At 62.7% G+C, this 26798-nt stretch carries 25 protein-coding genes; 17 read left to right on the top strand and 8 right to left on the bottom strand.

Features of this window, described 5'->3' with window-relative positions; translation table 11 throughout:
- Position 1 precedes the first annotated feature (1 nt).
- From OKA05_RS19970 to OKA05_RS19920, 11 genes are all read left to right on the top strand, one after another.
- Positions 2-610, top strand: a complete 609-nt coding sequence (locus OKA05_RS19970; protein ID WP_264488958.1) for a hypothetical protein — start codon at positions 2-4, stop codon at positions 608-610.
- Between the two features lie 40 nt (positions 611-650).
- On the top strand, positions 651-1931 hold the full coding sequence (locus OKA05_RS19965; protein ID WP_264488957.1) for a porin family protein: 1281 nt from the start codon (positions 651-653) through the stop codon (positions 1929-1931).
- 146 nt (positions 1932-2077) lie between these two features.
- The gene (locus OKA05_RS19960) at positions 2078-4267 is read left to right on the top strand and encodes a GumC family protein (protein WP_264488956.1); all 2190 of its coding nucleotides are present in this window, start codon (positions 2078-2080) and stop codon (positions 4265-4267) included.
- 31 nt (positions 4268-4298) lie between these two features.
- Complete coding sequence (locus OKA05_RS19955) at positions 4299-4865, top strand: polysaccharide biosynthesis/export family protein (protein WP_264488955.1); 567 nt, start codon at positions 4299-4301, stop codon at positions 4863-4865.
- A 69-nt stretch (positions 4866-4934) separates the two neighbouring features.
- Positions 4935-5633: a PDZ domain-containing protein gene (locus OKA05_RS19950; protein ID WP_264488954.1), complete on the top strand. Its 699-nt coding sequence runs from the start codon at positions 4935-4937 to the stop codon at positions 5631-5633.
- Between the two features lie 88 nt (positions 5634-5721).
- Positions 5722-7965 carry a carboxy terminal-processing peptidase gene (locus tag OKA05_RS19945; protein ID WP_264488953.1) on the top strand — a complete coding sequence of 748 codons (2244 nt, stop codon included), beginning with the start codon at positions 5722-5724 and terminating at the stop codon, positions 7963-7965.
- Complete coding sequence (locus OKA05_RS19940; RefSeq protein WP_343226981.1) at positions 7965-8651, top strand: YggS family pyridoxal phosphate-dependent enzyme; 687 nt, start codon at positions 7965-7967, stop codon at positions 8649-8651. The genes OKA05_RS19945 and OKA05_RS19940 overlap by 1 nt, the downstream gene beginning before the upstream one ends.
- Positions 8648-8950 carry a gamma-butyrobetaine hydroxylase-like domain-containing protein gene (locus OKA05_RS19935; protein WP_264488951.1) on the top strand — a complete coding sequence of 101 codons (303 nt, stop codon included), beginning with the start codon at positions 8648-8650 and terminating at the stop codon, positions 8948-8950. Before OKA05_RS19940 ends, OKA05_RS19935 begins: the two co-directional genes overlap by 4 nt.
- Positions 8947-9336, top strand: coding sequence for a hypothetical protein (locus tag OKA05_RS19930; protein ID WP_264488950.1), 390 nt, complete (start codon positions 8947-8949; stop codon positions 9334-9336). Before OKA05_RS19935 ends, OKA05_RS19930 begins: the two co-directional genes overlap by 4 nt.
- Positions 9337-9508: 172 nt before the next feature.
- Entirely contained in the window at positions 9509-10036 is a 528-nt protein-coding gene (locus OKA05_RS19925) for an RNA polymerase sigma factor (protein ID WP_264488949.1), read from the top strand.
- Positions 10033-12105, top strand: coding sequence for an autotransporter domain-containing protein (locus OKA05_RS19920; RefSeq protein ID WP_264488948.1), 2073 nt, complete (start codon positions 10033-10035; stop codon positions 12103-12105). Before OKA05_RS19925 ends, OKA05_RS19920 begins: the two co-directional genes overlap by 4 nt.
- 48 nt (positions 12106-12153) lie before the next feature.
- On the opposite strand, the gene OKA05_RS19915 is transcribed toward OKA05_RS19920, so the two are convergent.
- Together OKA05_RS19915 and OKA05_RS19910 are read right to left on the bottom strand one after the other, a co-directional pair.
- On the bottom strand, positions 12154-12507 hold the full coding sequence (locus tag OKA05_RS19915; RefSeq protein ID WP_264488947.1) for a DUF5615 family PIN-like protein: 354 nt from the start codon (positions 12505-12507) through the stop codon (positions 12154-12156).
- The gene (locus tag OKA05_RS19910) at positions 12504-12746 is read right to left on the bottom strand and encodes a DUF433 domain-containing protein (protein ID WP_264488946.1); all 243 of its coding nucleotides are present in this window, start codon (positions 12744-12746) and stop codon (positions 12504-12506) included. Before OKA05_RS19910 ends, OKA05_RS19915 begins: the two co-directional genes overlap by 4 nt.
- Before the next feature lie 242 nt (positions 12747-12988).
- On the opposite strand from OKA05_RS19910, the gene OKA05_RS19905 reads away from it, so the two are divergent.
- Positions 12989-14011 (top strand): ExbD/TolR family protein, encoded by a 1023-nt coding sequence (locus OKA05_RS19905; protein WP_264488945.1) that lies wholly within the window; start codon positions 12989-12991, stop codon positions 14009-14011.
- A 6-nt stretch (positions 14012-14017) separates the two neighbouring features.
- On the opposite strand, the gene OKA05_RS19900 is transcribed toward OKA05_RS19905, so the two are convergent.
- Together OKA05_RS19900 and OKA05_RS19895 are read right to left on the bottom strand one after the other, a co-directional pair.
- On the bottom strand, positions 14018-15646 hold the full coding sequence (locus tag OKA05_RS19900) for an ABC-F family ATP-binding cassette domain-containing protein (protein WP_264488944.1): 1629 nt from the start codon (positions 15644-15646) through the stop codon (positions 14018-14020).
- 42 nt (positions 15647-15688) lie between these two features.
- Complete coding sequence (locus tag OKA05_RS19895; RefSeq protein ID WP_264488943.1) at positions 15689-16912, bottom strand: hypothetical protein; 1224 nt, start codon at positions 16910-16912, stop codon at positions 15689-15691.
- A 205-nt stretch (positions 16913-17117) separates the two neighbouring features.
- On the opposite strand from OKA05_RS19895, the gene OKA05_RS19890 reads away from it, so the two are divergent.
- Positions 17118-18014 (top strand): serine hydrolase, encoded by an 897-nt coding sequence (locus OKA05_RS19890; RefSeq protein ID WP_264488942.1) that lies wholly within the window; start codon positions 17118-17120, stop codon positions 18012-18014.
- 286 nt (positions 18015-18300) lie between these two features.
- On the opposite strand, the gene OKA05_RS19885 is transcribed toward OKA05_RS19890, so the two are convergent.
- The 3 genes from OKA05_RS19885 to sufT all read right to left on the bottom strand — a co-directional run bounded on the left by OKA05_RS19885 (position 18301) and on the right by sufT (position 21451).
- The gene (locus tag OKA05_RS19885) at positions 18301-19404 is read right to left on the bottom strand and encodes a hypothetical protein (RefSeq protein ID WP_264488941.1); all 1104 of its coding nucleotides are present in this window, start codon (positions 19402-19404) and stop codon (positions 18301-18303) included.
- On the bottom strand, positions 19401-20699 hold the full coding sequence (locus OKA05_RS19880; protein ID WP_264488940.1) for an APC family permease: 1299 nt from the start codon (positions 20697-20699) through the stop codon (positions 19401-19403). Before OKA05_RS19880 ends, OKA05_RS19885 begins: the two co-directional genes overlap by 4 nt.
- Positions 20700-20905: 206 nt before the next feature.
- The gene (gene sufT / locus OKA05_RS19875) at positions 20906-21451 is read right to left on the bottom strand and encodes a putative Fe-S cluster assembly protein SufT (RefSeq protein WP_264488939.1); all 546 of its coding nucleotides are present in this window, start codon (positions 21449-21451) and stop codon (positions 20906-20908) included.
- A gap of 159 nt (positions 21452-21610) precedes the next feature.
- On the opposite strand from sufT, the gene OKA05_RS19870 reads away from it, so the two are divergent.
- Both OKA05_RS19870 and OKA05_RS19865 read left to right on the top strand, forming a co-directional pair.
- On the top strand, positions 21611-23137 hold the full coding sequence (locus tag OKA05_RS19870) for a translocation/assembly module TamB domain-containing protein (protein WP_264488938.1): 1527 nt from the start codon (positions 21611-21613) through the stop codon (positions 23135-23137).
- Positions 23134-23535 (top strand): hypothetical protein, encoded by a 402-nt coding sequence (locus OKA05_RS19865; protein ID WP_264488937.1) that lies wholly within the window; start codon positions 23134-23136, stop codon positions 23533-23535. Before OKA05_RS19870 ends, OKA05_RS19865 begins: the two co-directional genes overlap by 4 nt.
- Before the next feature lie 230 nt (positions 23536-23765).
- On the opposite strand, the gene nagZ is transcribed toward OKA05_RS19865, so the two are convergent.
- Positions 23766-24833, bottom strand: coding sequence for a beta-N-acetylhexosaminidase (gene nagZ, locus OKA05_RS19860; RefSeq protein WP_264488936.1), 1068 nt, complete (start codon positions 24831-24833; stop codon positions 23766-23768).
- A gap of 109 nt (positions 24834-24942) precedes the next feature.
- Here nagZ and OKA05_RS19855 point away from each other — a divergent pair, with 109 nt between their 5' ends.
- Both OKA05_RS19855 and metX read left to right on the top strand, forming a co-directional pair.
- Positions 24943-25497 carry a YqgE/AlgH family protein gene (locus OKA05_RS19855; protein ID WP_264488935.1) on the top strand — a complete coding sequence of 185 codons (555 nt, stop codon included), beginning with the start codon at positions 24943-24945 and terminating at the stop codon, positions 25495-25497.
- 54 nt (positions 25498-25551) lie between these two features.
- Positions 25552-26703 (top strand): homoserine O-acetyltransferase MetX, encoded by a 1152-nt coding sequence (metX, locus tag OKA05_RS19850; RefSeq protein WP_264488934.1) that lies wholly within the window; start codon positions 25552-25554, stop codon positions 26701-26703.
- Positions 26704-26798: the final 95 nt, after the last annotated feature.

Raw genomic sequence — 26798 nt, 5'->3', positions numbered from 1 at the left:
CATGAAAACCACGTTCCGATTCGCGCTCGTTGCAGCGGCTTTGAGCATCGTTCCTGCCGTTGCGACGGCGGAAACCGATTGCCTGAACCTTGCTGCTTCCGTAAAAATTGCCGTCGCTGAAAAGCCGGCCGATGTGCTGCAAGTGGTCGAGAAGGAAGTTTCGGCAAATCCCGACTGTGCCTGCGAAGTCGTGAAGGCCGCCATCGAAGCATCTAAAGCCGATGCCAAGACGGTTGCCGCCATCGTTGAAACGGCCGCCTCCGTGGCTCCGGAGAAGATGCGCTTGATTTCCCAGTGCGCCGTGGCCGTTGCTCCGGAAGCGCTGGCCGATGTGCAAGCGGTTCTCAGCCGACTCGATCCGAATCGCGGCGAATCCGGCTACAGCTCCAAGAGTGCCAAGGGCGCGAAGGGTGCCGTTGCCGACGTGAAGCCGGCTTGGAATCCGTTGGACTTCCCGGGTCAAGGCCCTGTCGGTCCGACCCCTGGTGGTCCGCCGACTATCCCGCCGGGCACCCCGCCGAGTGTTCCGCCCATTCTTACTCCTCCTATCAGCACGGTGATCGACCGTCCGGCGGATGATTTGTTCTTTTCCGCTGCGAAGCGTAACTGAGTTCGTTTTGCACCCGTAAATTCTGCTGATACCAAGCTACATGAAACGCAGCTTTCTTTCCACCCTCGCCGTCGCCTCCACCATCGGAGCGGTTCAGGCCGATCTTTATTACATTCCTGACGAAGCTCAGGAAAGCCTACCGCTCAAGTGGCAGGCGGGCGTCAATTTCATCTGGGATGACAATGTCAACCCGACGGCGCCCGCTCTGGCCGACGTCAACGGTGACGGCGTGCTTGACCCTAATCCTGGCTTTGAAGACGAAGCCTTCAGCGTCAATCCATTCGTTGGCCTCTCCTTCGTTTCGATCACGCCCCAGACCACTTGGGATGTCTATGCTCGCCTTGGTGCGATCTATTACTTCGACGAGCCGGCTGCGACGGGATCTGACGACATCTACACGCAGTCCCGCGCCGGAGTGAACGTCACGCACCGCGTCAGCGAGCGGCTTCGCTTCTCCAGTCGGAACTTCATCTCGTACGAGCTTGAGCCGGATTATGCTTACGGCTTCTCGACGACCCGTCAGTTGGGTGAGTACTTCTATTGGTCGACCGACAATTCGGTGGGCTACCGGTGGACCGAGCGCCTCGCCACCTACACGGGCTTCTCGCTCACCGGCTTGGACTATGATGATGAAGTGAGCAACCAGGACCGCTTCACCTGGATGCTTTACAATCAGTTCCGCTACCAGCTCACGCCCCAGACGGTGCTGACCCTCGATTATCGTTACTCGCAGACCGATGGCGACCAGCTCGCGTCTGACTATACCGACCACCACCTGCTTCTTGGTGTCGAGCATCGCTTCAGCCCCAACACGATCTTGATCGCTCGCGCGGGTGCCCAGTTCCACGAAACGGACGGAATCGGATCCGAGAATACCGTCAGCCCGTATCTGGAAGCGACCGCCCGCAGCCAAGTCAACGAGCAATTCTCGATCCGCAGCTTCGTCCGCTACGGCATCGAGGGATACGACACCGTACGCTTCATCGGTCCCGGAACCTATGAGTTCAGTGATCGCCAGACCCTCCGCTTCGGAGTTTCCGGAGAATACACGGTCTCCCAGATGCTGAGCGTCTTCGGCGGAGTGGACTACATCCCAGCGACGTTTGACGACGGCCGCTTGGTTGCTGCTGCCGGTCCGGCCCCAGTGTCGGCTGGCGGTCTCGATGAGGACGTCTGGAACGCCTACGTTGGTCTCTCGGTGAAATTCACCGAGATGCTCTACGGCACCCTCTCCTACAACTACACGGATTCCGAATCCGATTTCGCCAATCAGAGCTACAGCCGCAACCGCGTCAGCGTGGGCGTGCGTGCCGAATTCTGATCCCGGCAGGTTCTCCAGGAAACACTCTCCAACAAGACAAGGACCCTTTCACGCTCAAAGACTCCCGCAATGGCCATCCATTGCGGGAGTTTTTCGTTTGAACGGGAAGCCATCAGCATCAATAAACCATTCAGCAATCGTTCGAAATGAACCAATCAACCAACCCATCGGAGGTTTCCCTCCATGCCATCGACTATTGGCAGGTCGTCAAGAACCGGTATGGGGTCATCCTATTGACCTTCCTCCTGGTGTTCATGACAGCACTCGTCATCACCTACGTGATGCCGAAGAAATATGAGAGCATCGCGGTCGTGCAGGTCCGCCCGAAAGGCACTGGTACCCAAGTGATTCCGGGAATGACCGATAACCGGGGTCAGGAGTCGTCTATGGCGACGTTCTTGCCCACCGAGTTCGCGGTGATCAAGGCCCAGAAGACCCTGGATGCCGCAATTGAGAACCTCGACCTCGTGAATCGTTGGAACACCGATCTCGAATCGGTGCGGCGAACCCTCAAGGGGATTGTTGATGCACAAGATATCCGGGGCACATCTCTCATCGAGATCCGGGTCCGCTACAATGACCCGAAGGATGCGCAGAAGATTGCCAAGGAAGTGGCAGAGGCCTATCGCGAGCGACGCAACAAGCTCCAGGCCGACAATGCCAACCAGGCTCTTGATGAACTCCGCAAGGCGGTGATCGTCCAGGAAGATGCAGTTGAGGACAAGCGGAAGCTCTTGTCGCAGATCATCCGGACCGAAGGAATCATCTACTCCGGCGATCAGAGCGTGTTCCAAGGATCGAGGGGCTTCGACCAGGCGGATGACGCTGAATCGGCCGCCCGCGCCTACGTGACACTGGAACAAGACAAGATCCAGTTGGAGAGCCAGATCGAAACCTTGCTGAAGTATGATGGCCCGCAGTTGATGAATTATGCCTCGGGCCTGAGTCTTCCTGATAACATTATCCCGGTGCTCTTGCCGCAGTTCCAAACCGCCAAGCGGGAGTATGAGGGGATGAAAAGCCAGGGACGAGGCGAGCGGCACCCCATGATGATTTCCTCAGCGAAGATGCTGGAGGAGATGGAGAAGGACCTGGTGGAGGCGGTTGCGAATCTCCGCGAAACTCTCAAGGCCAAGCTCGCACTCTCCCAAGAGCAATTGTCGCGGCTGAAGACCCGCATGGATTTGAAAGAGGAAGAGGCGATCAAGGGCGGCATCGCGGCGCAGAGCTTCGTGGATGCCAAGAACGACTTCGAAACCGCCCAGCGCTTGCTGGAGCAGCTCAAGGTGAAGCAGATCTCCGAAGAGATGCAGACGCGGATCACGGAAGAGCCGATCATCATGCATGAAGAGCCGATGATTTCCGGCGTTCCCGTGAGCCCGAATGTCACGCTGAACCTGGCGCTCGGAGCGGTTGTCGGAATGATCTTCGGGGTCGGCGTCGCCTTCTTCCTCGAGTATCTCGATACCTCCGTGAAGTCGCTGGAGGATGTGGAGCGCTACCTTCAAGTGCCGGTGCTGGCCGTCATCCCGAAGGATGTGGGCGTGCTTTACAAGCAGAGCGGCATGAGCCCGGACGCCGAAGCCTACCGGATCCTGCGCACGAACATCGAGTTCAACCGCAAGAACCCGGAGGACAATGCCATCACCGTCGTTTCCGGCGGTGCCGGCGAAGGCAAGTCGACCACCTTGGTCAACCTCGCTTACATCTGTGCGCAGGGTGGCTACACCACGCTGATGATCGACGCCGACCTGCGTCGCCCGCGTTTGCACACCTTCTTCGACATCAACAACTCCGTCGGCCTGACCAACTACCTGACCACGGAGCTGATGCTGGAGGACGTTATTCTTCAGACGCCGGTGGACAACCTCTACTTCATGCCCTCCGGCATCCTGCCTGCCGACGCGGCCGGTATCCTCAACAGCCGCCGCATGTCGGAGCTGATCCAAGACGTGAAGCAGCGGTTCGACTTGGTCCTGGTGGACTCGCCGCCGATCCTGGGCGTCAGCGATGCCTCGGTGCTCGCGAGCGAAGTGGACCTGACCATGATCGTGGTCCAGCACCGTAAGCTGCCTCGCAACATGCTGATGCGGGTGAAGCAAGCGGTGGAAAACGTGGGCGGCCACGTCATCGGCGTGGTCCTCAATAACGTGGACGTCCGCAGCGATAGCCAGTATCAGTACTACACCAGCTACTACACCTACTACGCTCCGGCCGAGTCGCAGCCGATGCCTACGTCGTCAGCGAGCCAAGGTGCGACGCAACCTCCGTCACCCCGTCAGTCGCCGCGCGGGAGTTCCTCCTCTTCCGACGATTCGAAGCAAGACCTGTATTGACACCATGAATCCTCAACCGAGAATTTGTTTCATGAAGCGATTGTTCCTGTTGCTTGCGCTCTTGTGCCTTTCGATGCCGGGGCTGGTCGCACAGACCACGATCAGTGCGGGCCGTGCAATCCAGATCCAGATCAAAGGCGTTCCAGCCGAGGATTCATCTTTGATCAGCGGGTCCTACACCGTTTCCGAGGCTGGGACGATCCGGATGCCGCTTCTGAGCGGCACGATTCGGGCTGCAGGGTTGAGCCCGACCTCGCTTGCCCAAAACATCGAGGCGTCCTATCGCGCCGAAAAGATTTTCACCACTCCGGCGGTGAACGTGATGGCAACCAGCCTTGAGAATCTCGAGGAAGTGCTCGTCACCGTAGGTGGGCAGGTTGTCAGCCCCGGCCCGGTGAAGTACTACCGCGGTCTGACCATCTGGGAAGCGGTGCAATCCGCCAAGGGTGCGACGCCGTTTGGCGCGATGAACCGCGTGCGCCTCACCCGCGGCAAAGAGGTGAAGGAATACAACCTCAGGAAGCCCGAGCACATGAACATCAAGCTCGAGCCGAAGGACACCATCGAGGTGCCTCAGAAGAACATCACGGGTAACTAAGTGTTTCAACGCCGTGCAATGCGCCCGGTAAATGCCATCCGTCTTTCCCTCGCCGGAAGTGTCCTTTGGATGCTTCCGGCGTCGGTTTTGGGCGAGGGCGAGTTTCCCGCCGCCGCCTTGGGATCCCTGGCGAGCGAGGAATACAAGGACCGCGTCCAAGCCCAGCGCGACCTGATCGCCTGGGCCCAGGAGAAGCCCGAGAATGCGGGAAACCGCCTTCTCCAGGAGCACGACGCCACGGGCGATCCCGAGGTCAGGCTGCGGCTGCGGGAAGCGCTCAAGGAAGTCGTCGTTTCCGAGTACCAGCGGAAGGAAGGGAAGGGCTACGTGGGGATCCAGATGGACGAGCGGAACGTGGCGCTGCCGGGGAACGACGAGCAACGCGGCGGCGTTTGGGTCACCTGGGTGCATCCTGACACGCCGGCAGCGAAAGCGGGCCTCCAGGTCAATGACGTGGTGGTGGCGCTGAATGACATCAAATGGCCCGCTGGAATGGGTGCCCGTGAGAGCTTCGCAACCGAGATCCGCCGTCACAAGCCTGGGGACAAGGTGAAGCTGGAAGTCCTCCGCGGTGCCGAAGTGATGAAGCTCGAAATGACCCTCGCGGCCCGCCCGATGGGCCTGGATCAGGCGATGCGTCTCTTCCTGCTGCCGGGCGCGGGGGGGGAGGATCCCGTGGAAGATCTCAAGGTGCTCGAAAAGCAAGCGAAGGACGACTATTTCGATCGCTGGCTGGCCGAAAAGCGGGCCGCGGCCAAGAAGCCCTGAGGATATGTGCAGTGCTTTTTAAAAAATCGACATTTCGGACCTTCGTGCGACGCTCTCCCACTTGTTCAGCCCAGAATTGGTTCTCTCCATGAGCATTTCCCGCATTCGCAGAGCCGCCTTGGCGGCCGTCGCCGCCGCCACCACGCTCACCGCCTGCGCACAGCAGGCCAATTTCGATGAAGTCGGACGGCAGATGGCGATCATGCTGCAAAACAGCCACTTCGCCCGGCTGCCGTTCAACAACCTGAGCCAGCGCTTTCTCGACGATTTCATCGCCGACCTCGACTCCGGGAAGGTTTACTTCATCCAAGCCGACATCGACCGCTTCAATCGCCAGTATGGCAAGGATCTGTCCGCCATGCTGCTGCAGGAGAACAGCATGGTCGCGGCCAAGGACATCTACGATACCTTCAAGCAGCGTGTGGAAGCCCGGGTGGCGGAAACCAAGCGCTTGCTGGCCGAAAACAACTTCGATTTCGCCAAGGACGAGAGCATCGAGCGCAGCCGCAAGGACGCCGCGTGGCCGAAGGATGAGGCCGAGGCGATGGAGAACTGGCGCAAGCAGACCAAGGAAGCGCTGCTTTCCGAAATCCTCCGCCGCGACATGATCGCCCAGCTCGCCGAGAAGCAGGGCAAGCCGAATCCGCTGAAGAACGACAAGGATCCGAAGGAGAAGATCTCGCTGCGCTACGAGCGCTTCCTTCACAGCGTGGTGAAGGATGTCGATGACGAGGACGTGGCCGCGATGTTCCTGAGCTCGGTGGCCCGCTCGTTCGACCCGCACACCGACTATATGAGCACCCGCGAGATGGACCGGTTCCGCGACGGGATGAAAAACGAGCTCGTGGGCATCGGAGCCTTGCTGCAGGGCGAGGAAGACGGCGCGACCAAGATCATGGGCATCGTGGTCGGTGGACCCGCCGACAAGCACGGCGCGCTCAAGCTGAATGACCGCGTGGTGGCCGTGGACCCGGATGGGGACGGACCCCGCGAAATGGTCGATATCATGTTCATGAAGATCGACAAGGTGGTCGATCTGATCCGCGGGCAGAAGGGTACGCCGGTGCAGATGAAGGCCGAGCCTGCCGGCGGCGCACCGGGCGAGACCACGCTTATCACCATTGTCCGCGACATGGTCGAGTTGAAGGACGAGCAAGCCAGCGCCGAGATCATCGACATGAAGTCCGCCGACGGCGAAAAGACGCGCATCGGTATGATCACCCTGCCCTCGTTCTATGCTGACTTTGACGAGGGCAAGACCCGTTGCTCGGTGGACGTGGAGCGGTTGCTCGAGCGTCTCAAGGACGAAGGCATCGACGGGCTCGTGCTCGACCTCCGCAACAACGGCGGCGGCGCGCTTGAGGAAGTCCGCCGCATGACCGGTTTCTTCACCCGGCGCGGTCCGGTGGTGCAGGTCAAGAATACCTTCGGCGAGATCCAGGTGAAGGAGTCGGACGCCAAGGAGCCAATCTACGACGGCCCGATGGTGATACTCACCGACAAGAGCAGTGCTTCCGCCAGTGAGATCCTTGCCGGCGCGCTCCAGGACAACAACCGCGCCGTGGTCGTCGGCGAGTCGTCCACCTTCGGCAAAGGCACCGTCCAGCAGCCGATGGATATCGGCCGCATGCTGCCGTTCTTCAAGGCCCGCAACAAGGCCGGCACCCTGAAGGTGACCATCCAGAAATTCTACCGCCCGTCCGGAAACTCGACTCAGAACAAGGGCGTGGTGCCGGACGTGGTCCTCCCGAGCCTTACCGATGCGTTGGATGTGGGCGAGGCGTTCCTCGATCACCCGCTGGAGTATGATCGCATCCGGGTCGCTCCCGACTTCGCACCGCTGAAGAAGGAAGACCTGTTCCGTCCGCGGCTGGCAGAACTCAGCACCGAGCGGATCAAGAATTCGAAGGACTTCTCCTACGTCATCGAGGACGTGACCAAGACCAAGGCGCGCATCCGCGATAACAAGGTCTCGCTCAAGCTCGCCGACCGGAAGAAGGAGCTCGAAGACATCGAGGCCCAGCAGCACGAGCGCAATGTCGAGCGCAAGGCCCGCTTCGGCGAGGCGGAGAAGAAGGACAAGGAGATCTTCACCTTCTTCAAGCTGACGCTGGACGACGTGGAGAAAGGCGGCGATTTGCGCCCCTTCGACCCGAGCAAGGAGAACGAGGAGTTCATGCGCCGGGCGAAGGACGCGACCGCCGAACTCGATGACACCCCGCGGTGGCCGACCGGCCTGGATCCCTACAAGCGTGAGGGTCTGTCGATCCTCGGCGACCTTGTGGAAATCACCCGCAACGCCCGGATGGCCGGGATGCTGGAGCGTCGTTGATGGGTGACTTGGCCGGACGCTTGGCCGCCTTGCGCGGACGCATCGATGACGCCTGTAGCCGCGCCGATCGCGAACCGGCCGGGGTAACCTTGCTGGCGGTGTCGAAAACCTTTCCTGCTGAGGCGGTGCAGGAGGCCTATGCCGCCGGCCAGCGCTGCTTCGGCGAGAGCCGCCAGCAGGAAGCCGCGCCGAAGATCGAGGCGCTGCCAGCCGATATCGAGTGGCACTTCATCGGTGGCCTCCAGCGCAACAAGGCGCGCAAGGTGGTGGCCGCCTTCCCGGTCATTCACAGCGTCGATTCGCTGCGGTTGGCCGAGTATCTCGATCGCGTCGCCAGTGAGGAGGGGAAGCGCCCGCAGATCTATCTAGAGGTGAACATTGCCAGCGAAGCGAGCAAAGGCGGCTTCTCGCCCGACGAACTGGTGGCCTCCGCGGCGGAATTGGCTGCGCTTCGGCAGGTGGAGATTGCCGGCCTGATGGCGATCCCGCCGGATGATGCCGCGGCAGCCCGCCGCTGGTTCGCCGCGACCCGGGAACTCCGGGACCGCTTGCGGAAGGAATCCGGCCTCGCGCTGCCGGGATTGAGCATGGGAATGAGCGCGGATTTCGAGGATGCTGTGCTTGAAGGCTCGACTGTCGTTCGGGTCGGCTCCGCACTTTTCGGTTATCGTCCCTACCCAGCATGAGCCGCCTGCAAAATGTCCTCGTGATCGGCAATGAACTCGCCCTCGCCTTTGAGGATGGCGAGGAGCTATACCTGCAGCTCGACCTGTTGCGCCGCGCCTGCCCGTGCGCGGCCTGTCAGGGCGAGCCGGACGCGCTCGGCCGGGTTCTCCGGCCGGTCCAGCAGATCGGCCCGCGCGGCTTCGAGCTGCAGAAGAGCGAGGTGGTCGGCGGTTACGCGATCCAGCTTTTCTGGGCGGATGGCCACTCGACCGGCCTCTACACCTTCGACTACCTGCGTCGCCTGGCGATCCTGCCATGAGCGAGAATCCCTACGCCCCGCCAAGTGCAGGTGCCGGACCGGAAGCGGACTACAACCAGCGGCCGGCGCTGCGGGAAATCGTGGTGGCTTGGGAAAAGCTGCGGCTGTGGTACAATGCCATTTTGGCAATTCCGGGAGTGGTGGCGATTGTCGGGTGGGTTGGCGAGCAGGGGATGCCTCTCTCCATCGCCTTGATCATGGCAGTGATGGTGGCTGTCGGGGCGAATTTCTGCTTCCTGCTCGGCCCGGTGGCGGAGCTCTACCTGCGCGGTTTGTTCCGCCAGGGTCAGCCGCTCGGGCGCGGGCGGTTGCTGATTTTCGGGGCCGGAGTGGTGGTCTCGCTCGGCGTTTTTGCCGTGGCAATGGCCGGCGGTTGGTTGGTCTGAGCGGTCCGCCGAAATTTTTTCGGGAAATTTCCAAGGAAGCCTGGGGGAGTCCGTCATGCATTCCGTCACCGATTCCCGCGCTTCCGTTTTTCTCCCCCAAGGCCCATATACTCCCGCCGCCGGTTTCTTTCGTCCGGCGGTGGGGGTTTTCCCTCTCTCGCAGTTTCCTTCCATGCCCGCACTGACCTCTGAGCCCTCCGACGCCTGGTTGTTGGAAACCCTGGAGCGCTATGAAAAGCCGCTCTTGAAGTATGCCTTTGGCCAGTGCGGCGACCGCGAGATGGCGCGGGATGCCGTGCAGGACACCTTTCTCAGCCTCGCCTCGGAAGTCACCAAGGCCCGCCCGCAGAATCTCTCCGCGTGGCTGTTCAGCGTTTGCCGGAACCGCCTGATCGACATCCGGCGCAAGCAGTTCCGCCTCGTCCCGCTGGAGGACGATCATCTGGAGCGCGACTTTGACGGCATTCCCGAGCCATCCGCCCGGATCGAGACGGAGGAGAAAAACTCCGCGCTGCTGCGCATGGTGGAGTCCCTGCCGGAGCGCGAGCGCGAGCTGGTGCGGTTGAAATTCCAAGCTGGCCTCAGCTACCGCGAGATCAGCGAGGTCACCGGCATCACCGAAGGGCACGTCGGCTATCTGCTCCACCATGCGGTGAAGGAGCTGCGCGACCAGTGGCTGAAGGAGGGTCACGGACGATGACGACGCCTGACGACGAATTCGAAAAGCTGCTCGCCGAGGCATTCGCCCCCGGCGAGGTGGAGCTGTCGTCTTCGCGCCCCGAGGCGGACGGAGAGTCGCAGGCGGTGAGCGCACCCGACGATGAATTTGAGAAGCTCCTCTGTGAGGCGCTCGACCCGGGCGAGATCGAGTTGTCGTCGGCTCAGCGGAGCAAGCTGCTGGCCGCCTTCGCTACCGTGGGCGCGGCACCCGATGCTTCGGAAGCGGCGGAATTGGAGGAATTCACCGCCCTGCTGGGGGAGGCGCTCGATCCCGGCGAGATCGCCTTTGAAGACGAGCAGCGCCGCGAGCTGATCCGCCAGATGACCGGTGCGGCCGCGGGCGATAATTTGACCGCTTGGGCGCTGGGCGAAATGCCGTCTGCAGAGCGCGAGCGCCTTGAGCGCCGCATGGAGGTGAATGCTTCCCTGCGCGAGGAGGCGCTGTCCTACGGCCGCATCTGCACCCGCTTGAGCGAGGCCATGCCGGCCATTGCCCGGCCGGGATGGTGGGAGCGCAACCGTCTGCGGCATGTCGTCTTCGGTGCACCGCGCCGCTCGGGGTGGGTGGCAGCAGCCGCGGCGGTGGCCTTGCTTCTGACGCTGCTGCCGAGAACGCAGCAGGGAGGTTCCAACGTGGTTCAGCAGGACAACAAGGCTGTTCCTCACATCGAGCCGACTCCGCGTCCCGTCGAGCCAGTGGCCCCGGTGGCGGTTCGGAAGGACGATCCTCAACCCGCGGAGAATCCGCAGCCGACGGTGGTTGCCCACGCAGTGCCCGCTCCAAGGCCGGTGGCTCCCGCGCCGCTGCCGGTTTCCCAAAGTCCGGATCTGCTCCCACTGGAGGTTCCTGCAGTGGGGGACGAGGCCGCGTATGCTTTCGCCGCGCCAGCGATTTCGCCCGTGATTCCTTCTCGGGTTGCGGAGGCGGTGCCGGCGGGCAGCCGTTTTGCCGAGATGCCGGAAGTCGGGGCCAATGCGGGGATCGGGTCTTCCGTGGCGGAGGTCGTCTCTTCTGACGCCGGATTGACCGCGCCTTTCATGGACAGCGGGATACCGGGCGAAATGATGTTGGCCGCGAACGACTCCGGCCAGCGCCTCATCGGCAGTGGCGACCCGGAGATATCACCCGGAGGTTCGATCCCGATCATCAAGCCGGAGGCTGGCAGCGTGTCGCTCGCCAATATCCAGCCGTATATTCTACCCGGGCTGCTCGGTGGGGCGGCCTCCGGTCGCCCGGAGATCAGCGAGGGGCAGGGGAACCGGACGATTTCCGCAGACTTCCGCCTGCTCGATCTCGGTCTGTCCGCCGGTAACAGCGTCGAGGCCGAATCGTGGAGCGCCAGTGCTGCCATGACCTGGCAGCTCACGCCGGAGTGGCAGGCGGAGCTTTCGTTCGGTGGGATCGACTCGCGGCTGGATGTGGATGGCTTCGGCGATGTGGATATAACGGGTGCGGCCTTCGGTGGTTCGCTCGATTGGAAGAAAGACGGCTACCATGCGGCGCTCGCCTACGAGATCGGTGTCTTCGACCAAGAGCTGCGGCGGTTTGGATCCGGCATGGTTTTCCCGGCCGATCAGGATGCCACGGTGCACCGGTTGTCGTTCTGGTTCACCCGCGAGTTCGAAGCCGGCGCGTGGAAGCATGGCCCGGTGCTAGGGATTGATGGTTCCTTCGGCAGCTTGGATGCCTATCAGGAAATCGGTGGCGTTGCGATGGGCGGCCGCGATTTCAGCTCGGTGACGACGCTGCTCGGCTGGCAGACGTGGGGGCGATTCGATACTGCGGCGGGGCCGGTGTTCCCGAACTTCGTCGCCGGTTGGCGCCACCGCCCGATCGTGCCGGACTCGGCGATTTTTCAGAGCTCGGCCGGTCAGGGCTTCGCCATCGAACCGCAAGTGCCGGGGCGGGATTCGCTGCTCTTAGAAGGCGGGATTCGCTGGTTGCCTGGCGACGGTGCCGTGTTCTTCGACCTGACCGGGAGCGGTGAATGGCGGGATGGTGGTGAGTCGGACAAGCGGCTGCTGCTGGAGGTGGGGATCAGTTTCTAGCTGGCGCCCGCCGCCCGCTGGCTCCGACGGGAGGTAACTGATTTCTTCTCAGTCGTGGAGAACGACACAATCGGCGGCAAGTTCGACAAAGTCCGACGTTTCAAGAGCCCGGGTAATCGATTCCGAATGACTCGAGAAGAGATTCAGCAGCGCGGGATTTGCGATGTTTCCCGTAGCGATCAACAGGAGCTTCGCTGGACTGTGAGCGAGCAAGTGGGAATCCACGAAGTCCGAATCCTTGGTGACCACGATGCGATGTTCGCGATCCGCGATCTCCCGAATCTCGTCGTCAGTGGTGCGATTGGCCGCGGGCAGGTCCAGAGTGTGGATCGCGTCGTGACCTTGATCCTTCAACCACTCGACCAACAAGCTTGGCAGTTGGGCATCGACCACGAAGTTCACGCCGCGGACAGGGGCTCGATCCGTTTGATCCGGCTGAGCCGGGCGGCGTAGGCGTGGACGGCGCGGAGGTCCGCAGGCTCAAGATCGGGATAGTCGGCGAGGATGTCGGCCTCGGTGCTGTCGCCGCTCAGGAGTTCGAGCAGGAACTCCACTGGATAGCGCAGCCCGCGGATGCACGGCTTGCCGTGGCAGATGTCCGCGGAGACGGTGATGCGCTTGAGGAGTTCTTCTTGCGACATGTGGTAAGACTAGGCCCGTTGCGGGGATGCTTCAAGCTCGACGCTTCCCGACTCCGAATTCCGACACGGAAGGGAATGCCAGCACTGTTTGAGCAGGAAAACATGCCAGAAAGTTCGATCATCGTCTGGCTTTCGAAGGCTGCTTATTTGCCAAGCGCCTTCTCATTTTCTGGAACCCGTGAATCGGTTTGATCCGTCGATGTCCAAGGGCTAGTTCCTAGCTTGATCGTCTCGCATCTACCATGAGAGCCCCCATCATCGTCGCCATCCTGTCCGGGTTCATTGGTTCGCCTGTGCTGGCCGATCCCACGGTCGAGGAACTCAGCCAGCGGATCGACAAGCTGGAAGAAACCGTAGGGACACTCGTCAAAGGGCTCGCGTTCCTGGGCGACAAGTCCGAGTTGAAAGTCGCCGTTCCAGCGGCGCCCGATGGCGCTGTGCCGGCCGAGGAGGAAGTCATCGTCAACATAAGCGCTGACGGCAGTGTCCACCTCGCTGGCAAGAAGCTCACGCTCGAAGAACTCAAGACGGAGCTGACGAAGCTCGCGGAGCAGAACAAGGACCAGCCGGTGCGAATCCGGGGGGATGCCGCCTTGGAGTACACGCGGGTCATCGAGGTGATCGATGCGTGCCAGAAGGCCGGGCTTTGGGAGCTCTCTTTCGCCACCCAACGTGTGGCCCAAGGTGCCGGGAAGGAGGAGTGCGAGGACAAGCTGGTAGCGATCGCCGAGGTCGTCCCGGATTTGGACAGCAAGTTCTTCGGGACCATGGAGACCGCCCGGCAGCCTTGGATCGTCGAGGATACGACCGACGGGAGTTTGGCGGACCCGATGGACGGGACCCTGGATCCCGACGACTTGCTCCTCATCGAGAAGACGGCGAACTGCATTTCCACCCATCAGGGCGAGCATGCCATGGAGTTCTGCGATGCCGTGAAGATGGGGGACGGAGTGGAACTCGAAGTATCGGGAGGCTTTCCCGCCTACATGAGTTCCCTGACGGTGGAGATCGATGCCAAGCGTCAGTTCGTTTGTCAATTCAAGGCCGTCTATCCTTCTCCTGATTCGCTAGTGCGGTGGGAGGTGACCAAGAAATCGCTCAAACTGAAGACCGCTCCCGGAGAGCCGGGAACGCGACTGCGCGGGTGGATCTCCGTCGACTTCAATGAGATCGACGCCACGGGGGCGGCGAAGAGCTACAAGATCGAAGGCTACTTCAAGCCGGTGATCCAGAGTGCACCTAATGCGATCGAAGAGGACAAGTGACCGGCCTCAGGCGGTCACCGCGCCGCGGTCGTCATTGAGTCCGCTCTTTTCGAGGAAGTAGTCGTAGCCGCCGGTGTAGCGGGTGAGCACGCTGCCGGTGTCCGCCGCATTGCGGGTGATGTGCAGCGTGGTTTCCGCGAGGTGGCGGATGAAGTGCACGTCGTGGGAGATGAAGACCAGCGTGCCTTCGTAGGCCTTGAGTGCATTGACTAGCGAGTCGATGGAGAGGATGTCGAGGTGGGTCGTGGGCTCGTCCATCAGCAGCAGGTTCGGCGGATCGACGAGGAACTTCACCAGGTTGAGGCGGGACTTCTCACCACCGGAGAGGACGGAGCAGCGCTTCTCGACATCGGTGCGGCGGAAGAGGAAGGAGCCGAGGATGGCGCGGGCGTCTTCCTCGCGCAGCGTGGTGCAGCTTGCCATCACTTCTTCGAGTACCGTGTTGTTCTCGTTGAGCGTCTCGGAGCGGTGCTGCGAGTAGTATCCGAGCTTGGTCGCATAGCCGACCTCGCGCTTGCCGCCATTGATGGGCAGGTGTCCTGAGAGGATTTTCAGCAGCGTGGACTTACCCGCGCCGTTCGGACCGACGAGCACGATCTTGTCGCCGCGCTCGATGGTGAGGTCGAGGTCCTTGTAGATCTGCTTTTCGCCGTAGGCTTGGCTGACCTTTTGCAGGTCGATGACCTTCTGGTTCGAGCGCGGTGGCTGCGGGAAGGCGAACTTGAAGGGCTTGCGCGGCGCGCGGGGCTTCTCGATGCGGTCGAGCTTTTCGAGGAACTTAATGCGGGACTGCACCTGCGCGGCCTTCGAGCCGACCTGGCGGAAGCGGTCGATGAATTCCTGGTGGCCTTCGATTTCCTTGTTCTGGTTCCGGTAGGCTTGGACCTTCTGCTCGTAGCGCGCCTCGCGCTGTTCGAGGTAGCTGGTGTAGTTGCCGGTGTAGGAGAGCAGCTCGGCGGCATCGGGATCGATCTCCACGACGCTCTCGATGATGGCGTCCATGAAGTCGCGATCGTGCGAAATCATGAGGATCGCGCCGGGGTAGTTCATCAGGTAGCGCTGGAACCAGAGGAGCGAAAGCAGGTCGAGGTGGTTGGTCGGCTCGTCCAGCATCAGCAGGTCGGGCTCCATGACCAGCAGGCGGGCGAGATAGGCGCGCATGATCCAGCCGCCGGAGAATTCGCGGGCGGTTTTGTGGAAATCGGCCTCCTTGTAGCCCAGGCCGTTGAGGACCTTCTTCGCCTTTGGCTCAAGCTGGTAGCCGTTGAGGTGGTTGAACTGGTCCTGGGCGTGGGCGTACTCGGGGTCGTCGGTCGTGCCCTTGGCCTCGTGCTCGCGCAGCGCGCGGAGGTAGCCGACCATCTCCGGAGTGATGCCCATGGCGATCTCGAGCACGGTTTCATCGCCCGGGTCGCCGGCTTCCTGCGCCAAATAGCCGGTGATCGCGTAGTCATCGCGCTCGATGGTGCCGCCGTCCAGCTCCTCTTGGCCGAGGATCATGCGGAAAAGCGTCGATTTGCCGGCACCGTTCGGTCCGACCAAGGCGATGCGTTCGCCCCAGTTGATCGAGAACTCGGCATCGCGGAAAAGCGTGCGGCCGCCGAGGGTCTTGGTGAGCTTGTGAATCGTGAGCACGGCGCGGGTGTAGGGGAGCCGGCCGCCGGGAGCAAGGCGGGATCACTCGAAGGCGTCGCTCAGCATGTAGTCCTTCCACGCCTTGTTCAGGGCTTCGGGCGAGTCAAATCCGAGGCCCTTGGCGAAGGTCTCCGGATCGGGCACTTTGTCATCCTTGCCGGCGGTTTCGAGAATCTTTGCGAAGCCGGCGATCCGGTCGGGAGCCGCGTGGATGAAATGCATCAGCCCGAGCCCGAATCCGAGGTCGCGGGGCTCGGCATCGGAGCCGCGGGCCTTCATGAAAGCAACGATATCCGGGGTCGCGCCGCCCTTGAGCAGCTTCTTGGTCGCTCCGGCCCAGTTGCGGCCGTTCTTGAAGCCCTCCACGTCGGTACCCCCGCCGAAGCTCACCTCGGACTCGATCTTGCCGCAGACGAGTTCTTCCCGGTGGTAGTTGAAGCTGAGCTTCACCAAGGCGAGCGAGTATTCGCCGTTGTTGTTGGCCCTGGAGAGCAGGTGCCAGATGATGTCGCCGGTCAGGAAGTGGATGCGCTGGGGCCAGGTTTTTCGCTGGTGTTCGGCTCCCTTGGCGTCGAGGCGGAAGAGCCTGCCGGTGATGGTGAGGCCGGCTTCCTTGGAAAAATCCGTGTCGAGCGCGAAACTGGCGATGGACGAGCGGGTGAGGCTGTAGCTGGAGGACACCGTCGAGCTGGCGTCGGCATGCTTCTCGTGCCAGTTGGCAAATATCTCGGCATCCTTGGCATCGTCCGCGAGAATGACCGGCAATTTCCTGCCCTCGAAAGCGGCTTTGACCGGTGGGATGTCCGCGGCGATGTCGGCCCACAGGCGTTCGCAGGCATCCGCGTAGGTCATCATCATGGCCGCGCGGACTTTCGGCCCGCCGGCGATGATGAAGTGCTCCGTCTCCAAGGTCATGGGGTAGAGCAAGGTGCCGATCTTGAATCCTTCCGGCCGCGGCTTCCAAGCCGAGGGATCGAGGCGGACGGTGTGGAAGCGTCCGCTGCTGGAGGCAGCGGTCGCGGCCCCGGGGGGCGGGGCGGGAGCGGTGGCAAGGTGCTTGCGGTCATCCTCGCTGAGCGAGGCTTTCGGGATCGCGATCTCCTTGCCGTCGCCCTTGCGGACCCAGACGGTGGAGTCGTCTTGCTTGACCAGGGCGCCTTCGAGCTTTCGGCCTTTGAGATCGGTCCACGTGCGTGCTTCCTGGGCGGAAAGACAACCGAAGGTGAGGGCCACGATGGGGGTCGCGAGGCGCAGGCAACGAATCATGTCACGAATCATGCAAATTCCGTCCTCAGGCACAACACGCGAGTTGTGGCTTTCCCGATGACGCCCGCGCGGCTATGAGCGGAGGATGACGATTTCCCGCCGCGGATTCCTTGGAACCATGGTTTCCGCCTGCGCCGGTTGTGCCTCCACCCCGGGCTCAAGCTCGGACTCAGGCCGCCCGGTCCCTTTGGACCGCGCCGACGCCATGGCGAAGCAACACGGCTGCCGCGGCTGGGCGGCGTGGCGTGGAGGTTCACGGGTGGAAGGTTGGGAGACCTCGTATGAAGGTCCGATCCTCAGCATCACCAAAGCCCTCGCCGCGCTCGGTGCGACCCGGGCCGCCGCGGAGGGGTGGCTGGATCCGGGCGAGCATGCTGCCGACACCATCCGCGAATGGCGTGGGGATGGTCGAAAGCAGCGCATCACCGTGCAGATGCTGCTCCAACAAACCGCTGGCCTCGAAGCGGGCGTCGCTGCGCTCTATCGCAATCCCACCGACAAGGGCCGCAATGCCGTCGCCCTACGCGCCATCGATGAGCCCGGGAGCTTTTTCCGCTATGGTCCGGCTTGCTCCGAAGTGTTGGCGGAGCTGATGCAGCGCAAGCTCTCCGCCCGCGGCGAGACCTTGGAGAAATTCCTCCACCGCGCCGTGATGGTGCCGGTTGGCCTGGGTAGCCCGGATTGGCGGTCGGACAAGAAGGGGCGCTTCTACCTCTCCACCGGGGCGGAGCTGAGTGTGGACGAACTCGGGAAGCTCGGGCGCACGATTGCCCGCCTGCTTTCCGGCGAGAACGAAGATGGCTTTGACGCGGCTCAGTTCGCGCGCATCACCCGCGCGTCGGCCGCGAATCCGATGTTCGGCGGCGGCCTGTGGCGGAATGCGGGCAGCCGGGAGATCGAGGTGGAAGACGCGCTGGATCCGCCGGCCTCGACTGGCTTTTGGCGAGGAGCGTGTTTGTCGCGCCGCCAGCCGCGGGACTTTTACGCGCTGATCGGCTCGTCCGGCCGGCGGGTATATATCTGGCCGCGCGAACAGATCGTCATCGCGCGTCACGGTGTCGCGAGGTCATGGCGGGACGGGCCGTTTTTGCGGGCCTTATGATGCTCCGACGGGGCCAGGGGTCACCCCGAAGCGAAGTAGGGACGCATCCCTCATCCCCGTCCTCGTTCCGACGTAGTGGTGATTGTTAGATACCGCGGTGTGCTTACGGCCCGGCTAGAATCCCCTCCGGGATTCCTCTCGCCGCCCTTGGTATCCGGTGGTCTTCGCCGCTTCGCGGCTGCGACCACCGGCTACTCGCTGAGATCCCTCCGGGATCGATGGAGGTGGCCGTCGAGGTATCGCAACAGCTTTTCGCGAACGCCCGATGAAAGCCGTGCGATGCGTCTCAGCGCTTCACCGCGATCAGCAAGTTCGCCTCGTAGTCGCGGATGTGGTAGCCGGAGCCGAAGGGGATAGCTGATCCGCCGCTGGCATCGTAGGCGGCCTTCAGGTCCGGCTGGGCGTGCTTGGCGAACAGGGCGATGGGCGCGTCGTAGTCGCCGAACAGGCGGAGGTCCCATTTACTGGAGTCGTAGTAGCGGTAGGGGATGCCGGAGTCGTCCTGAACCACGGCCTGGCAATTGCCGAGCACCCAGTCACGGATGCCGGAGAAGCCCGAGTCGTGCGTCAGATAGGAGGCGGCCTTGAAGTAGGCCACGCTGCCATCGTAGCTGGAGAGCCAGCTACGGTAGGATGAGTTGAAGCCGCCGTTGGAAAGATCGCCGGAGACGTAGATCGCGCGCCGGTTTCCTCCGCCGGGCAGGCGGAAGCGGATGTCCACACCGCTGCGGCCGCCGGCATTGAGCGGCTCCACGCTCTGGACCTGCGCATCCATCAGCGCGAGGCTGGCGAGCAGGATGGGCGTCACCCCGGGAATCGCGCCGCCGGCGAGGTCGCCCTTCATGTCCTTGGTGATGAAGTAGCCGTGCTTGAGCTGCGAATCCATCGCCACGCCGAGCCGGTCCAGTGCTGCCATCACCGAGCCCGGGTCCTGGTTGTCGAGATAGGGAAGGCCGCCCGCCGGTTCGAGGCCGAGCAGCACGTAATTCGAGGCCTGAGGGAAAAGCGCGATGGCGTGCAGGAGATCCGGACCGCCGAAGGGATAGAGCAAGGTGCGCGAGTCGCCCACCAGCGGCCGGATGTTCGCCGCCGACCAGTCGCGTTGTTTGCCGGTGCGCTTCGAGGCGAAGACGCGCCAGTTTTGTCCCATCAGGCGGACGTGGTCCTGATAGTTCCCGGTCTGCTGCATCTGCGAGAGCGCCGCGCCGTGCTCGACCGGGCGGCCAGCGAGGAAGCGCGCGACATCATCGGCCGTGGCTTCACCCTCCGCCGGGGAAAAGGTTTGCTGGTTCGGGTCATAGACCTGCTGGGTTTGCCCGCGCGGTGGCTTGGATGGACCACAGGAGGCGGCGAGGCAGGCCAATGGGAGCAGGAGGAGCAGTCTTTTCATCTCCTGAGCATTTTGAGCGGAAACCAAACAAGCGCAAAGAAAACTGCGAGCCCGGCCCCTCCCAGTGTCAGCAGCGGCTCCTTCACGGCGGAGAATGCCACGATGAACGCGGACATCGCCAGGAACACCAGCGGCGGCAGCGGATAGAGCGGCACTTTCACGGGACGGGGCAGATCCGGATGCCGGTAGCGCAGGACCATGCACCCCGCCACCACCAGCGAGGTGGAAATCGTCAGGCCGACCTGCGTGACATCCATGAGCTGCCGCAGCTTTCCGGAAAACAGGAAGACTAGTATCAGCGCGACCGCTATCTGGAATCCCAGCGCCAGCCGCGGCACCTCGCCCTTTGGGGCGAAAAACGACAGCGACTGCATGTGCCGCCCCATCGCAGCCAGGACCCGTGGTCCGGCCCACAGCAGCGCGCTGGCGGAGGCGAACAGGCCCATCGCAAACAATGCCGAGATCATTCGCGCCGCCTGCGCGCCGAACAGCGAGGTGGACGCGATGTGCCCCACCGCCTCCTGGCCCTTGAGCGCTGCAACCGGGGCGGCGTGCAGGAATGAGGCATTCAGTCCGACGTAGAGCACCGTGACCAGCACCGTGCCCCATAGCAGCGCGCGCTTCACGGTGCGCTGCGGGTCGTTCCATTCTTCCAGTCCGTAAACCGCGGCATTCCAGCCGGTGTAGGAATAGGTGACATAGAGCAGCGAGATCGCAAAGGCCGGGGTGATCACTGCCGCGGCATCCGTCTTCACGTCCACCGTCCAGCGGATATCGCCTTCGCCCGGCAGCATCCAGGCCGCGGCAATGAAGGTCAGGATCAAGAGCAGCTTGAGACCTGTCGCCACCACTTGCACCCGTGCGCTGGTCCGCGTGCTCACCGAGTGGGCCGCTGCTCCCGCCAGGATTACCAGTGCCGCGGCGTGATGCACCTCCAGTCCACCCCATGACTTGTGCAAATACTCACCGAACGCGAGCGCGGTGATCGCCGTGGGTGCGGCGAAGCCGGCGAAGGCCGACAGCATCCCCGCCATGAATCCGAGGCTGGGATGATAGATCGAGCGGAGGAAGTGATACTCCCCGCCCGACTTGGGCAGCAGCGCCGCGACTTCCGCGTAGCAAAAGGCCCCGCACAAGGCGATCAGACCGCCGAGCAGCCACAGCAGTAGGATCTGCGGAGCGGAATTCAGGTCCGCCAGTTGGAAGCCCAGCGAGGTGAAGACCCCCGTGCCGACCATGCTCGCCACCACCAGTGCGGTAGCGGCGAAGGAACCGGCATGCTTTCCCGAGGACACACCGGACAGAAATCACCAATCACCAATCCTTCAATCACCAATCTGGGAAAGGCAAATCATCAATCACCAATCGTTCAATGATCAATCGATCAGTTTGGAAAAATGGACGCCATCTGACCGCGGGGACACTTTCTTTCCCCGCTCCCGCGAAGCGGCCCTTCGATTGATGATTGGGATTTGATGATTGGTGATTGCGCTTGGCACCTTCAGATCATCCCGAGCTTCATCTTCCCTTCCTCGGAGATCATGTCCTGATTCCAAGCCGGGTCCCAAACGAGTTCCACCTTGGCATCGTCGATGCCCTCGATGGTCATGATCTTCGCCTGCGCATCGGCGGCGATGACCGGGCCCATGCCGCAGCCGGGAGCGGTGAGCGTCATCTTCACCGTGACGACTTTCTTGCCGTCGTGCTCTTCGATGCCGCAGTCGTACACGAGGCCGAGATTGACGATGTCGACCGGGATTTCCGGGTCATAGACGCCCTTCAACTGTCCCCACACTTGTTCTTCGAGCGGGGCGTCTTTCAGGCGCTCGGCTTCGGCGACTTTGACCTTCTCCTTTTCGAGATCCACCCCGAGGGCGTCGGCGTCCTTCGAGGAAATCCGTGCCAGTCCTGCGGAGGTGGCCACGGTGTAGGTGCCGCCGAGGCGCTGGGTGATGAAAACGGGCGTCCCGGCCGGCAGCGTGATCGCGTCGCCGCTGGGGATTTGGATGGCTTCAACTTCGCGGGCCAGGGAGATTTCCTCGTGCATGTGGGGGGAAGTGTAGGCGGGCCGCGGGGCGGTGCAAGCGGGGAGGGTGGGTGGGGAGATTGGGAGATTGAGGGATCGAGTTATTCCGCCCTCCGGCTTCCCAAATCCGCGGCCCTAAATCCTCTGGCCCCGGCGGGGGAAAGGGGGCAGCTTTTTCTCATGAGCCGAAGAGACAGGCGCAAGGCAGCCGTGGCGAAGGGAAAGACGGGCAACCGCTGGTTGGTGCGGGGCGGGGTGATCGCCTTTGGCGGGGCCGTGGTCCTGTTAGGTGGGGGCTATGTCGGGCTGCGGAGCTGGCTGCACGGCGACAGCTTTCGTCACATGCTGGCGACCGAGGCGGGCAAGGCGATTGGCGTGACCTGCGAGTTCAGCCCTTTCCGCTGGATCGGTACCAGCATGGATACCGACTCCTTCACGGCGACGGGCGAGGGCATCGTCCGGTCGATCGATTCCGAAGGCCTGCGCGTGGACGTCGGACTCGGCGGTTGGTGGGAAGGGAAGTGGCGGATCGACGAGGCGCGGGCGCGGAAGATCGAGGTGGAGATCGACGCGACTGCCGCCGACCGGGTGGAGAAGTCGCCCGAGGTCGTGGTGCCACCGCCACCGCCGAAGGGGAAGAAATGGTACGACAGCCTGGTGCCCCAGGAGGTGGAGGTGAAGCTGGTGGACGTGGGGAATTCGGCGCTGAAAGTGATCACCCGTAGCGGGCCGGTAAGCATCGCCGGCACCTCGTGGCGAATCACGCCGGACGCGTCGAAGGGCAGCTACCGTGCGGAGGGCAATGACGGCACGGTGAAGTTGCCGTGGAAGTGGGCGCCGCCGATGGCGCTCGGCAAGGCGCGGCTGCGCTATCACGAGGACACGGTATCCCTGTCCGAGGCGGATTTCCGTGTCTATCAAAGCGGTCGGCTCGACTTGTCCGGCGAGATGTCGGTGAAGGGCGACGGCTACGCCTTCAATGGCCACCTGCGCGATGTGATGTGCTCGGAGGTCCTGCCGGAGACTTGGAAGCAGCGGATCGCCGGAAAGGTGGAGTCCGAGTTCACGGTGGAGCACGGTCCGCATGGCCCGATCGTGGAGGGAAATCTCAAGCACACGGACGGCGTGCTGACCGCCTTGCCGCTGTTGGACTCACTGGCGGCTTATGCCGACACCACCCGTTTCCGCCGGCTTGCCTTGGAAGAAGGAACGGTGGACTACCGATGGGAAGACGGCGTGGTGGATCTGCGGAACATCGTGATCGCGAGTGAAGGCTTGGTGCGCTTGGAAGGTTCGCTGAAATTGGACAAGCAGGAACGACTTGATGGTCGCTTCCGTCTCGGTCTGGTACCCGGTGTTCTCGCGCGGATTCCGGGGGCGGAAACAATCGTGTTTTCCCCGGGCGAGCGCGGGCTGCTGTGGACCAGCTTGCACATCACCGGCACGCTGGATGATCCGAAGGAGGATCTAACAGCACGGCTGATCGAGGCAGCAGGGATGCGGATGATCGAGATCATTCCGGAGACCGGTGAGAAGGTGCTGAAGTTCACCAGCGAGGTGCTCGACAAGGATCTGCAAGGTCACCTCAAGGAGCGCACGGGCGACGTCATCGAGCAGGGCCGCGACGTGATCAAGGAAGCCGAGGGCGTGGTGAAAGAGGTGGAGGGTCTCTTCGACGTGCTGCGAGGGAAGGAGGACAAGGAATGAATGAGCCGCTGGAAATGGCGGTGGAGCGCTCCGTGGCGCGGTCGGCTCAGGCGCTGTTGCTGGCGCGGGTTTTCGCGACGGTGCTGACGCTGGTCTTGTTGGTCGTCGGGCTGTTCGTTTGCTCGACCGCTTCGAAGTTCGGAGCGATGTTTGCTGAACTGGATGCTGATGCCCAACTGCCCGTGATCAGCGGAATTGCCTTACGTCATAGCGGGGGAGTTGCAGTGGCACTGATGGTGATGTCGGTGATCACGGCGTTCTTCATTTGGGGAAAAGGAAAAGCGGGGGCGTGGATTGCTGGCTTGGGATTGCTGCTCATGGCTGGCTTTGTGCCCATCATGGTGTTCGCCTTATTCATACCGCTGACGAAAATCGTCTCGGAGATGCAGAGCATGTGACACTGGGAGGGGGAATTCATTCCGCTTCGCAGGTGTGGGTGTCCGGGAGCGCCGGTCTTCAGACCGGCTCGAATGGTCCCCAATCGCTGGGCTGAAGACGGGCGGGCGAAGAATGGCGGGCATCCTTGGGCCGTCCTCCAGTCTCGATGAAGAAGTGATCGACAATGGGACCACTCGAGCCGGTCTGAAGACCGGCGCTCCCGGTGGGGCCGCTGGCGACGCGGGCTTGTTCAATAGTCCGCTACCGGGGAGTTCGGCAGCGTGGCGCCGGCTTCCGGCACTTGGGCCGCGAGATCGGCGATCTCCTGGGACACGGAATCCCATTTCTCCTGTGACCACTTGAGCGGGCCGTGGAGCTTCTTGCGGAACTTCACAAGGCGCTTCTCGGTGTCCGCGATGAGAAATGGAGATAGCTTGCCGAGCAGCTTGGCGGCGTGCTCCGCGCGTTCGGTGCGGTGGCAGATCATGGCGAGGTCATTGCCGGCTTCGATGGCGGCGACCACGTCGGTATTGTCCGGGTAGCGGTCGGCAATGGCACCCATGTCGAGGTCGTCGGTGAGCACGAGGTGCTTGTCGAAACCAAGCTGGCCGCGCAGGAAATCGGTGATCATGCGGCGCGATAATGAGGCGGGCTTTTCCGCATCGATGGCGGGGAAGAGCACGTGCGCGAGCATCACGGCATCGAGCTCCGGCATCAGCGCGGTGTAGGGGATCACGTCTTCCTTTAGCAGGTCGGCGATGGTGGCATCGCTGACCGGCAGGTCGTGATGGGGATCGGACATGGCCCGGCCACAGGCGGGGAAGTGCTTGGCGCAGGAAAGGATGGAGCGCTTGCGTAGCCAGCGGTTCCAGTTGCCGGCGAGGTCGATGACTTTTTGAGGATCGCGACCCCAGCAACGGCCGCGCAGTGAGTTCTGCAGGTCCGGGTGGTGGTCGAGGTCGAGCACCGGGGCGAAGTCGAGATTGAAGCCGAGCAGGCGGAGCTGGTCGGCGGTGTAAACGCCGGCCTTGGCGGCGAGCACGGTGTCGCCTTTCGCGGCGAGGGCATTGGCGGAGGGCAGGCTGGGCGCGATGTCCTTGGTGCGGGTCACGCGTCCGCCTTCCTGATCGATCGCGAGGATCGGCTCGTCGCGGGACAGCGAGCGCAGATCATCGGTCAGGCGGCGGGTCTGCTCGGCGGAAACGATATTGCGACCGAAGAGGATGAAGCCGGCGGGCTGGAGCTTGCGGAACATCTCCGCCTCGTCCGGCGCGATTTCCGGGCCGCGGACGCCGAGCAGGAGCAGATGACCATTCATATGAGCGAGAGGATGAATACGGGGCCGGGCGAGGAAAGCGGGATTCTTAAATCGGCCGGGGTTTCCCGTTGGCGAAGCGAGGGGGCGGGCGTATTTTCCAACAGAACAAATGAGTGAGACCGATTCCCCCATCCACCTGCAGGGCCAAATCCTGCTGGCTGACCCGTCGTTGCACGATGGGATCTTCGACCGGTCGGTCATCCTCCTGGCCGATCACTCGGCGGAAAACGGCGCGTTCGGATTGATCCTGAACCATCCGACCGGGCATAGCGTCGGGGATTTCCTCAAGGAACCGGCCTTTGATCCGCTGAAACACGTGGCCGTCCACCTCGGCGGGCCGGTGTCGCGTGAGCATCTGACCTTTTCGGCCTTCTGGTGGGCGGAGGACAACCGCCTGAAATGGCACGTCCGCATCCCGGCCGAGCTGGCGATCAAGCACAGCCGGAAGCCGGGCACGCTGGTGCGAGCCTTCGTCGGCTACTCCGGCTGGACCGCCGGGCAGCTTGAGGGGGAGATCCGCCGCAATACGTGGATCACTACCCGGCCGAATACGGATCTGCTGGGGCAAAGCCACGACCGCGAGTTGTGGGCGGAGATCCTGCGCTCGATGTCGCCGTATCACCGGATCCTGGCGGAAGCTCCGGAGGATCCGCGGTCGAATTGAGTTCCCCGGATTCCGCTGGCCAATCTCCCGGCCCCGTCTTAGACCCGGCGCGCCGTGGCGGACACCGAGACCCACTTTTTCACGATCGAGGACGGACCGATCCGCCTGCGCGAGGGCGGCGAACTGCCGTCCGCGACTTTGGCCTATGAGACGTGGGGGACGCGGAATGCCGAGGGCACCAATGGCATCCTGCTGTTTCACGCGCTGTCCGGCTCGCACCATGCCTGCGGCCACACTCCCGCCATCCCCGGCACCGGCACCATGTGGCAGCCGGAAATGCACGAGGGCTGGTGGAATGACATGATCGGCCCGGGCAAGGCGCTGGACACGAACAAGTATTTCATCATCTCCGCGAACTACCTCGGCGGCTGCTACGGCTCGACCGGGCCTGCGTCGATCCACCCGGAGACCGGCAAGCCCTGGGGCTCGGCCTTTCCGCACGTCACCACGGCGGACCAGGCGGAACTGCAGGCGAAGCTGCTGGATCACCTCGGCGTGGGGAAGCTGCACGCTGCCATCGGACCGTCGGTCGGTGGCCTGATCGCGCTGACCTTCGCGACGCGTTTCCCGGACCGGGTGAAGAACGTCGTGTCGATCGCGGCGGGCTACAAGACGACCGTTCTGAACCGCCTGATCCTGTTCGAGCAGATCCTGGCGATCGAGAACGACCCGCATTTCAACGGCGGCGACTATTACGACGGTGGCAATGGCGGCCCGCTTTACGGCCTCGCCTTGGCGCGGATGATCTCGCACAAGACCTTCGTGCACCTCGATGCGATCGAGCGTCGCGCGCGGCAGGACGTGGTGCAGCCGGACGACATCCTCGCGTGGTATCGCGTTCGCGACCAGTTCCAGAGCTACATGCTCCACCAGGGGAAGAAGTTCGTGAAGCGATTCGACGCGAACACCTACCTCCGCATCAATGACATGTGGTCGCGCTTCGACGGTGCCCACGAGGGCGATGCCGAATCGCCCGAGGATCTCTTCTCACGTTGCCGGGAGGCCGGCCAGCGCTGGCTGGTCTTCTCGATCGACTCCGACTTCTGTTTCTATCCGGAAGAGCAGGCGGAACTCACCAAGCATCTGGAGACTTCCAAGGTGAACGCGATGCACGTGACCGTACACTCCGACAAGGGGCACGACTCCTTCCTGCTGGAGCCGGACTACTACACGCCGCATATTTCCTGGCTGCTGGGTCAGCCGTGAATGGCGGAGCCCCGGGAGCGACCCGACTGGCCGGTATCTTCTGGTCCAAAAAACCTCGATAGGGGAGGGAAGGGGAAAATGCCGGTCGCCCGGTC

The sequence above is a fragment of the Luteolibacter arcticus genome (genome assembly GCF_025950235.1).
Classification (GTDB): Bacteria; Verrucomicrobiota; Verrucomicrobiia; order Verrucomicrobiales; family Akkermansiaceae; genus Haloferula; species Haloferula arctica.
The sequence above is the reverse complement of the archived record's forward strand: the minus strand, read 5'-3'. Positions and strand labels throughout refer to the sequence as shown.

What these genes read in the sequence shown, in the direction of transcription:
- OKA05_RS19970 (WP_264488958.1), top strand. Translation starts at nt 2, where the DNA reads ATGAAAACCACGTTCCGATTCGCGCTCGTTGCAGCGGCTTTGAGCATC.
- OKA05_RS19965 (WP_264488957.1), top strand. Translation starts at nt 651, where the DNA reads ATGAAACGCAGCTTTCTTTCCACCCTCGCCGTCGCCTCCACCATCGGA.
- OKA05_RS19960 (WP_264488956.1), top strand. Translation starts at nt 2,078, where the DNA reads ATGAACCAATCAACCAACCCATCGGAGGTTTCCCTCCATGCCATCGAC.
- OKA05_RS19955 (WP_264488955.1), top strand. Translation starts at nt 4,299, where the DNA reads ATGAAGCGATTGTTCCTGTTGCTTGCGCTCTTGTGCCTTTCGATGCCG.
- OKA05_RS19950 (WP_264488954.1), top strand. Translation starts at nt 4,935, where the DNA reads ATGCTTCCGGCGTCGGTTTTGGGCGAGGGCGAGTTTCCCGCCGCCGCC.
- OKA05_RS19945 (WP_264488953.1), top strand. Translation starts at nt 5,722, where the DNA reads ATGAGCATTTCCCGCATTCGCAGAGCCGCCTTGGCGGCCGTCGCCGCC.
- OKA05_RS19940 (WP_343226981.1), top strand. Translation starts at nt 7,965, where the DNA reads ATGGGTGACTTGGCCGGACGCTTGGCCGCCTTGCGCGGACGCATCGAT.
- OKA05_RS19935 (WP_264488951.1), top strand. Translation starts at nt 8,648, where the DNA reads ATGAGCCGCCTGCAAAATGTCCTCGTGATCGGCAATGAACTCGCCCTC.
- OKA05_RS19930 (WP_264488950.1), top strand. Translation starts at nt 8,947, where the DNA reads ATGAGCGAGAATCCCTACGCCCCGCCAAGTGCAGGTGCCGGACCGGAA.
- OKA05_RS19925 (WP_264488949.1), top strand. Translation starts at nt 9,509, where the DNA reads ATGCCCGCACTGACCTCTGAGCCCTCCGACGCCTGGTTGTTGGAAACC.
- OKA05_RS19920 (WP_264488948.1), top strand. Translation starts at nt 10,033, where the DNA reads ATGACGACGCCTGACGACGAATTCGAAAAGCTGCTCGCCGAGGCATTC.
- OKA05_RS19910 (WP_264488946.1), bottom strand. Translation starts at nt 12,746, where the DNA reads ATGTCGCAAGAAGAACTCCTCAAGCGCATCACCGTCTCCGCGGACATC.
- OKA05_RS19905 (WP_264488945.1), top strand. Translation starts at nt 12,989, where the DNA reads ATGAGAGCCCCCATCATCGTCGCCATCCTGTCCGGGTTCATTGGTTCG.
- OKA05_RS19895 (WP_264488943.1), bottom strand. Translation starts at nt 16,912, where the DNA reads ATGATTCGTTGCCTGCGCCTCGCGACCCCCATCGTGGCCCTCACCTTC.
- OKA05_RS19890 (WP_264488942.1), top strand. Translation starts at nt 17,118, where the DNA reads ATGGCGAAGCAACACGGCTGCCGCGGCTGGGCGGCGTGGCGTGGAGGT.
- OKA05_RS19885 (WP_264488941.1), bottom strand. Translation starts at nt 19,404, where the DNA reads ATGAAAAGACTGCTCCTCCTGCTCCCATTGGCCTGCCTCGCCGCCTCC.
- sufT (WP_264488939.1), bottom strand. Translation starts at nt 21,451, where the DNA reads ATGCACGAGGAAATCTCCCTGGCCCGCGAAGTTGAAGCCATCCAAATC.
- OKA05_RS19870 (WP_264488938.1), top strand. Translation starts at nt 21,611, where the DNA reads ATGAGCCGAAGAGACAGGCGCAAGGCAGCCGTGGCGAAGGGAAAGACG.
- OKA05_RS19865 (WP_264488937.1), top strand. Translation starts at nt 23,134, where the DNA reads ATGAATGAGCCGCTGGAAATGGCGGTGGAGCGCTCCGTGGCGCGGTCG.
- nagZ (WP_264488936.1), bottom strand. Translation starts at nt 24,833, where the DNA reads ATGAATGGTCATCTGCTCCTGCTCGGCGTCCGCGGCCCGGAAATCGCG.
- OKA05_RS19855 (WP_264488935.1), top strand. Translation starts at nt 24,943, where the DNA reads ATGAGTGAGACCGATTCCCCCATCCACCTGCAGGGCCAAATCCTGCTG.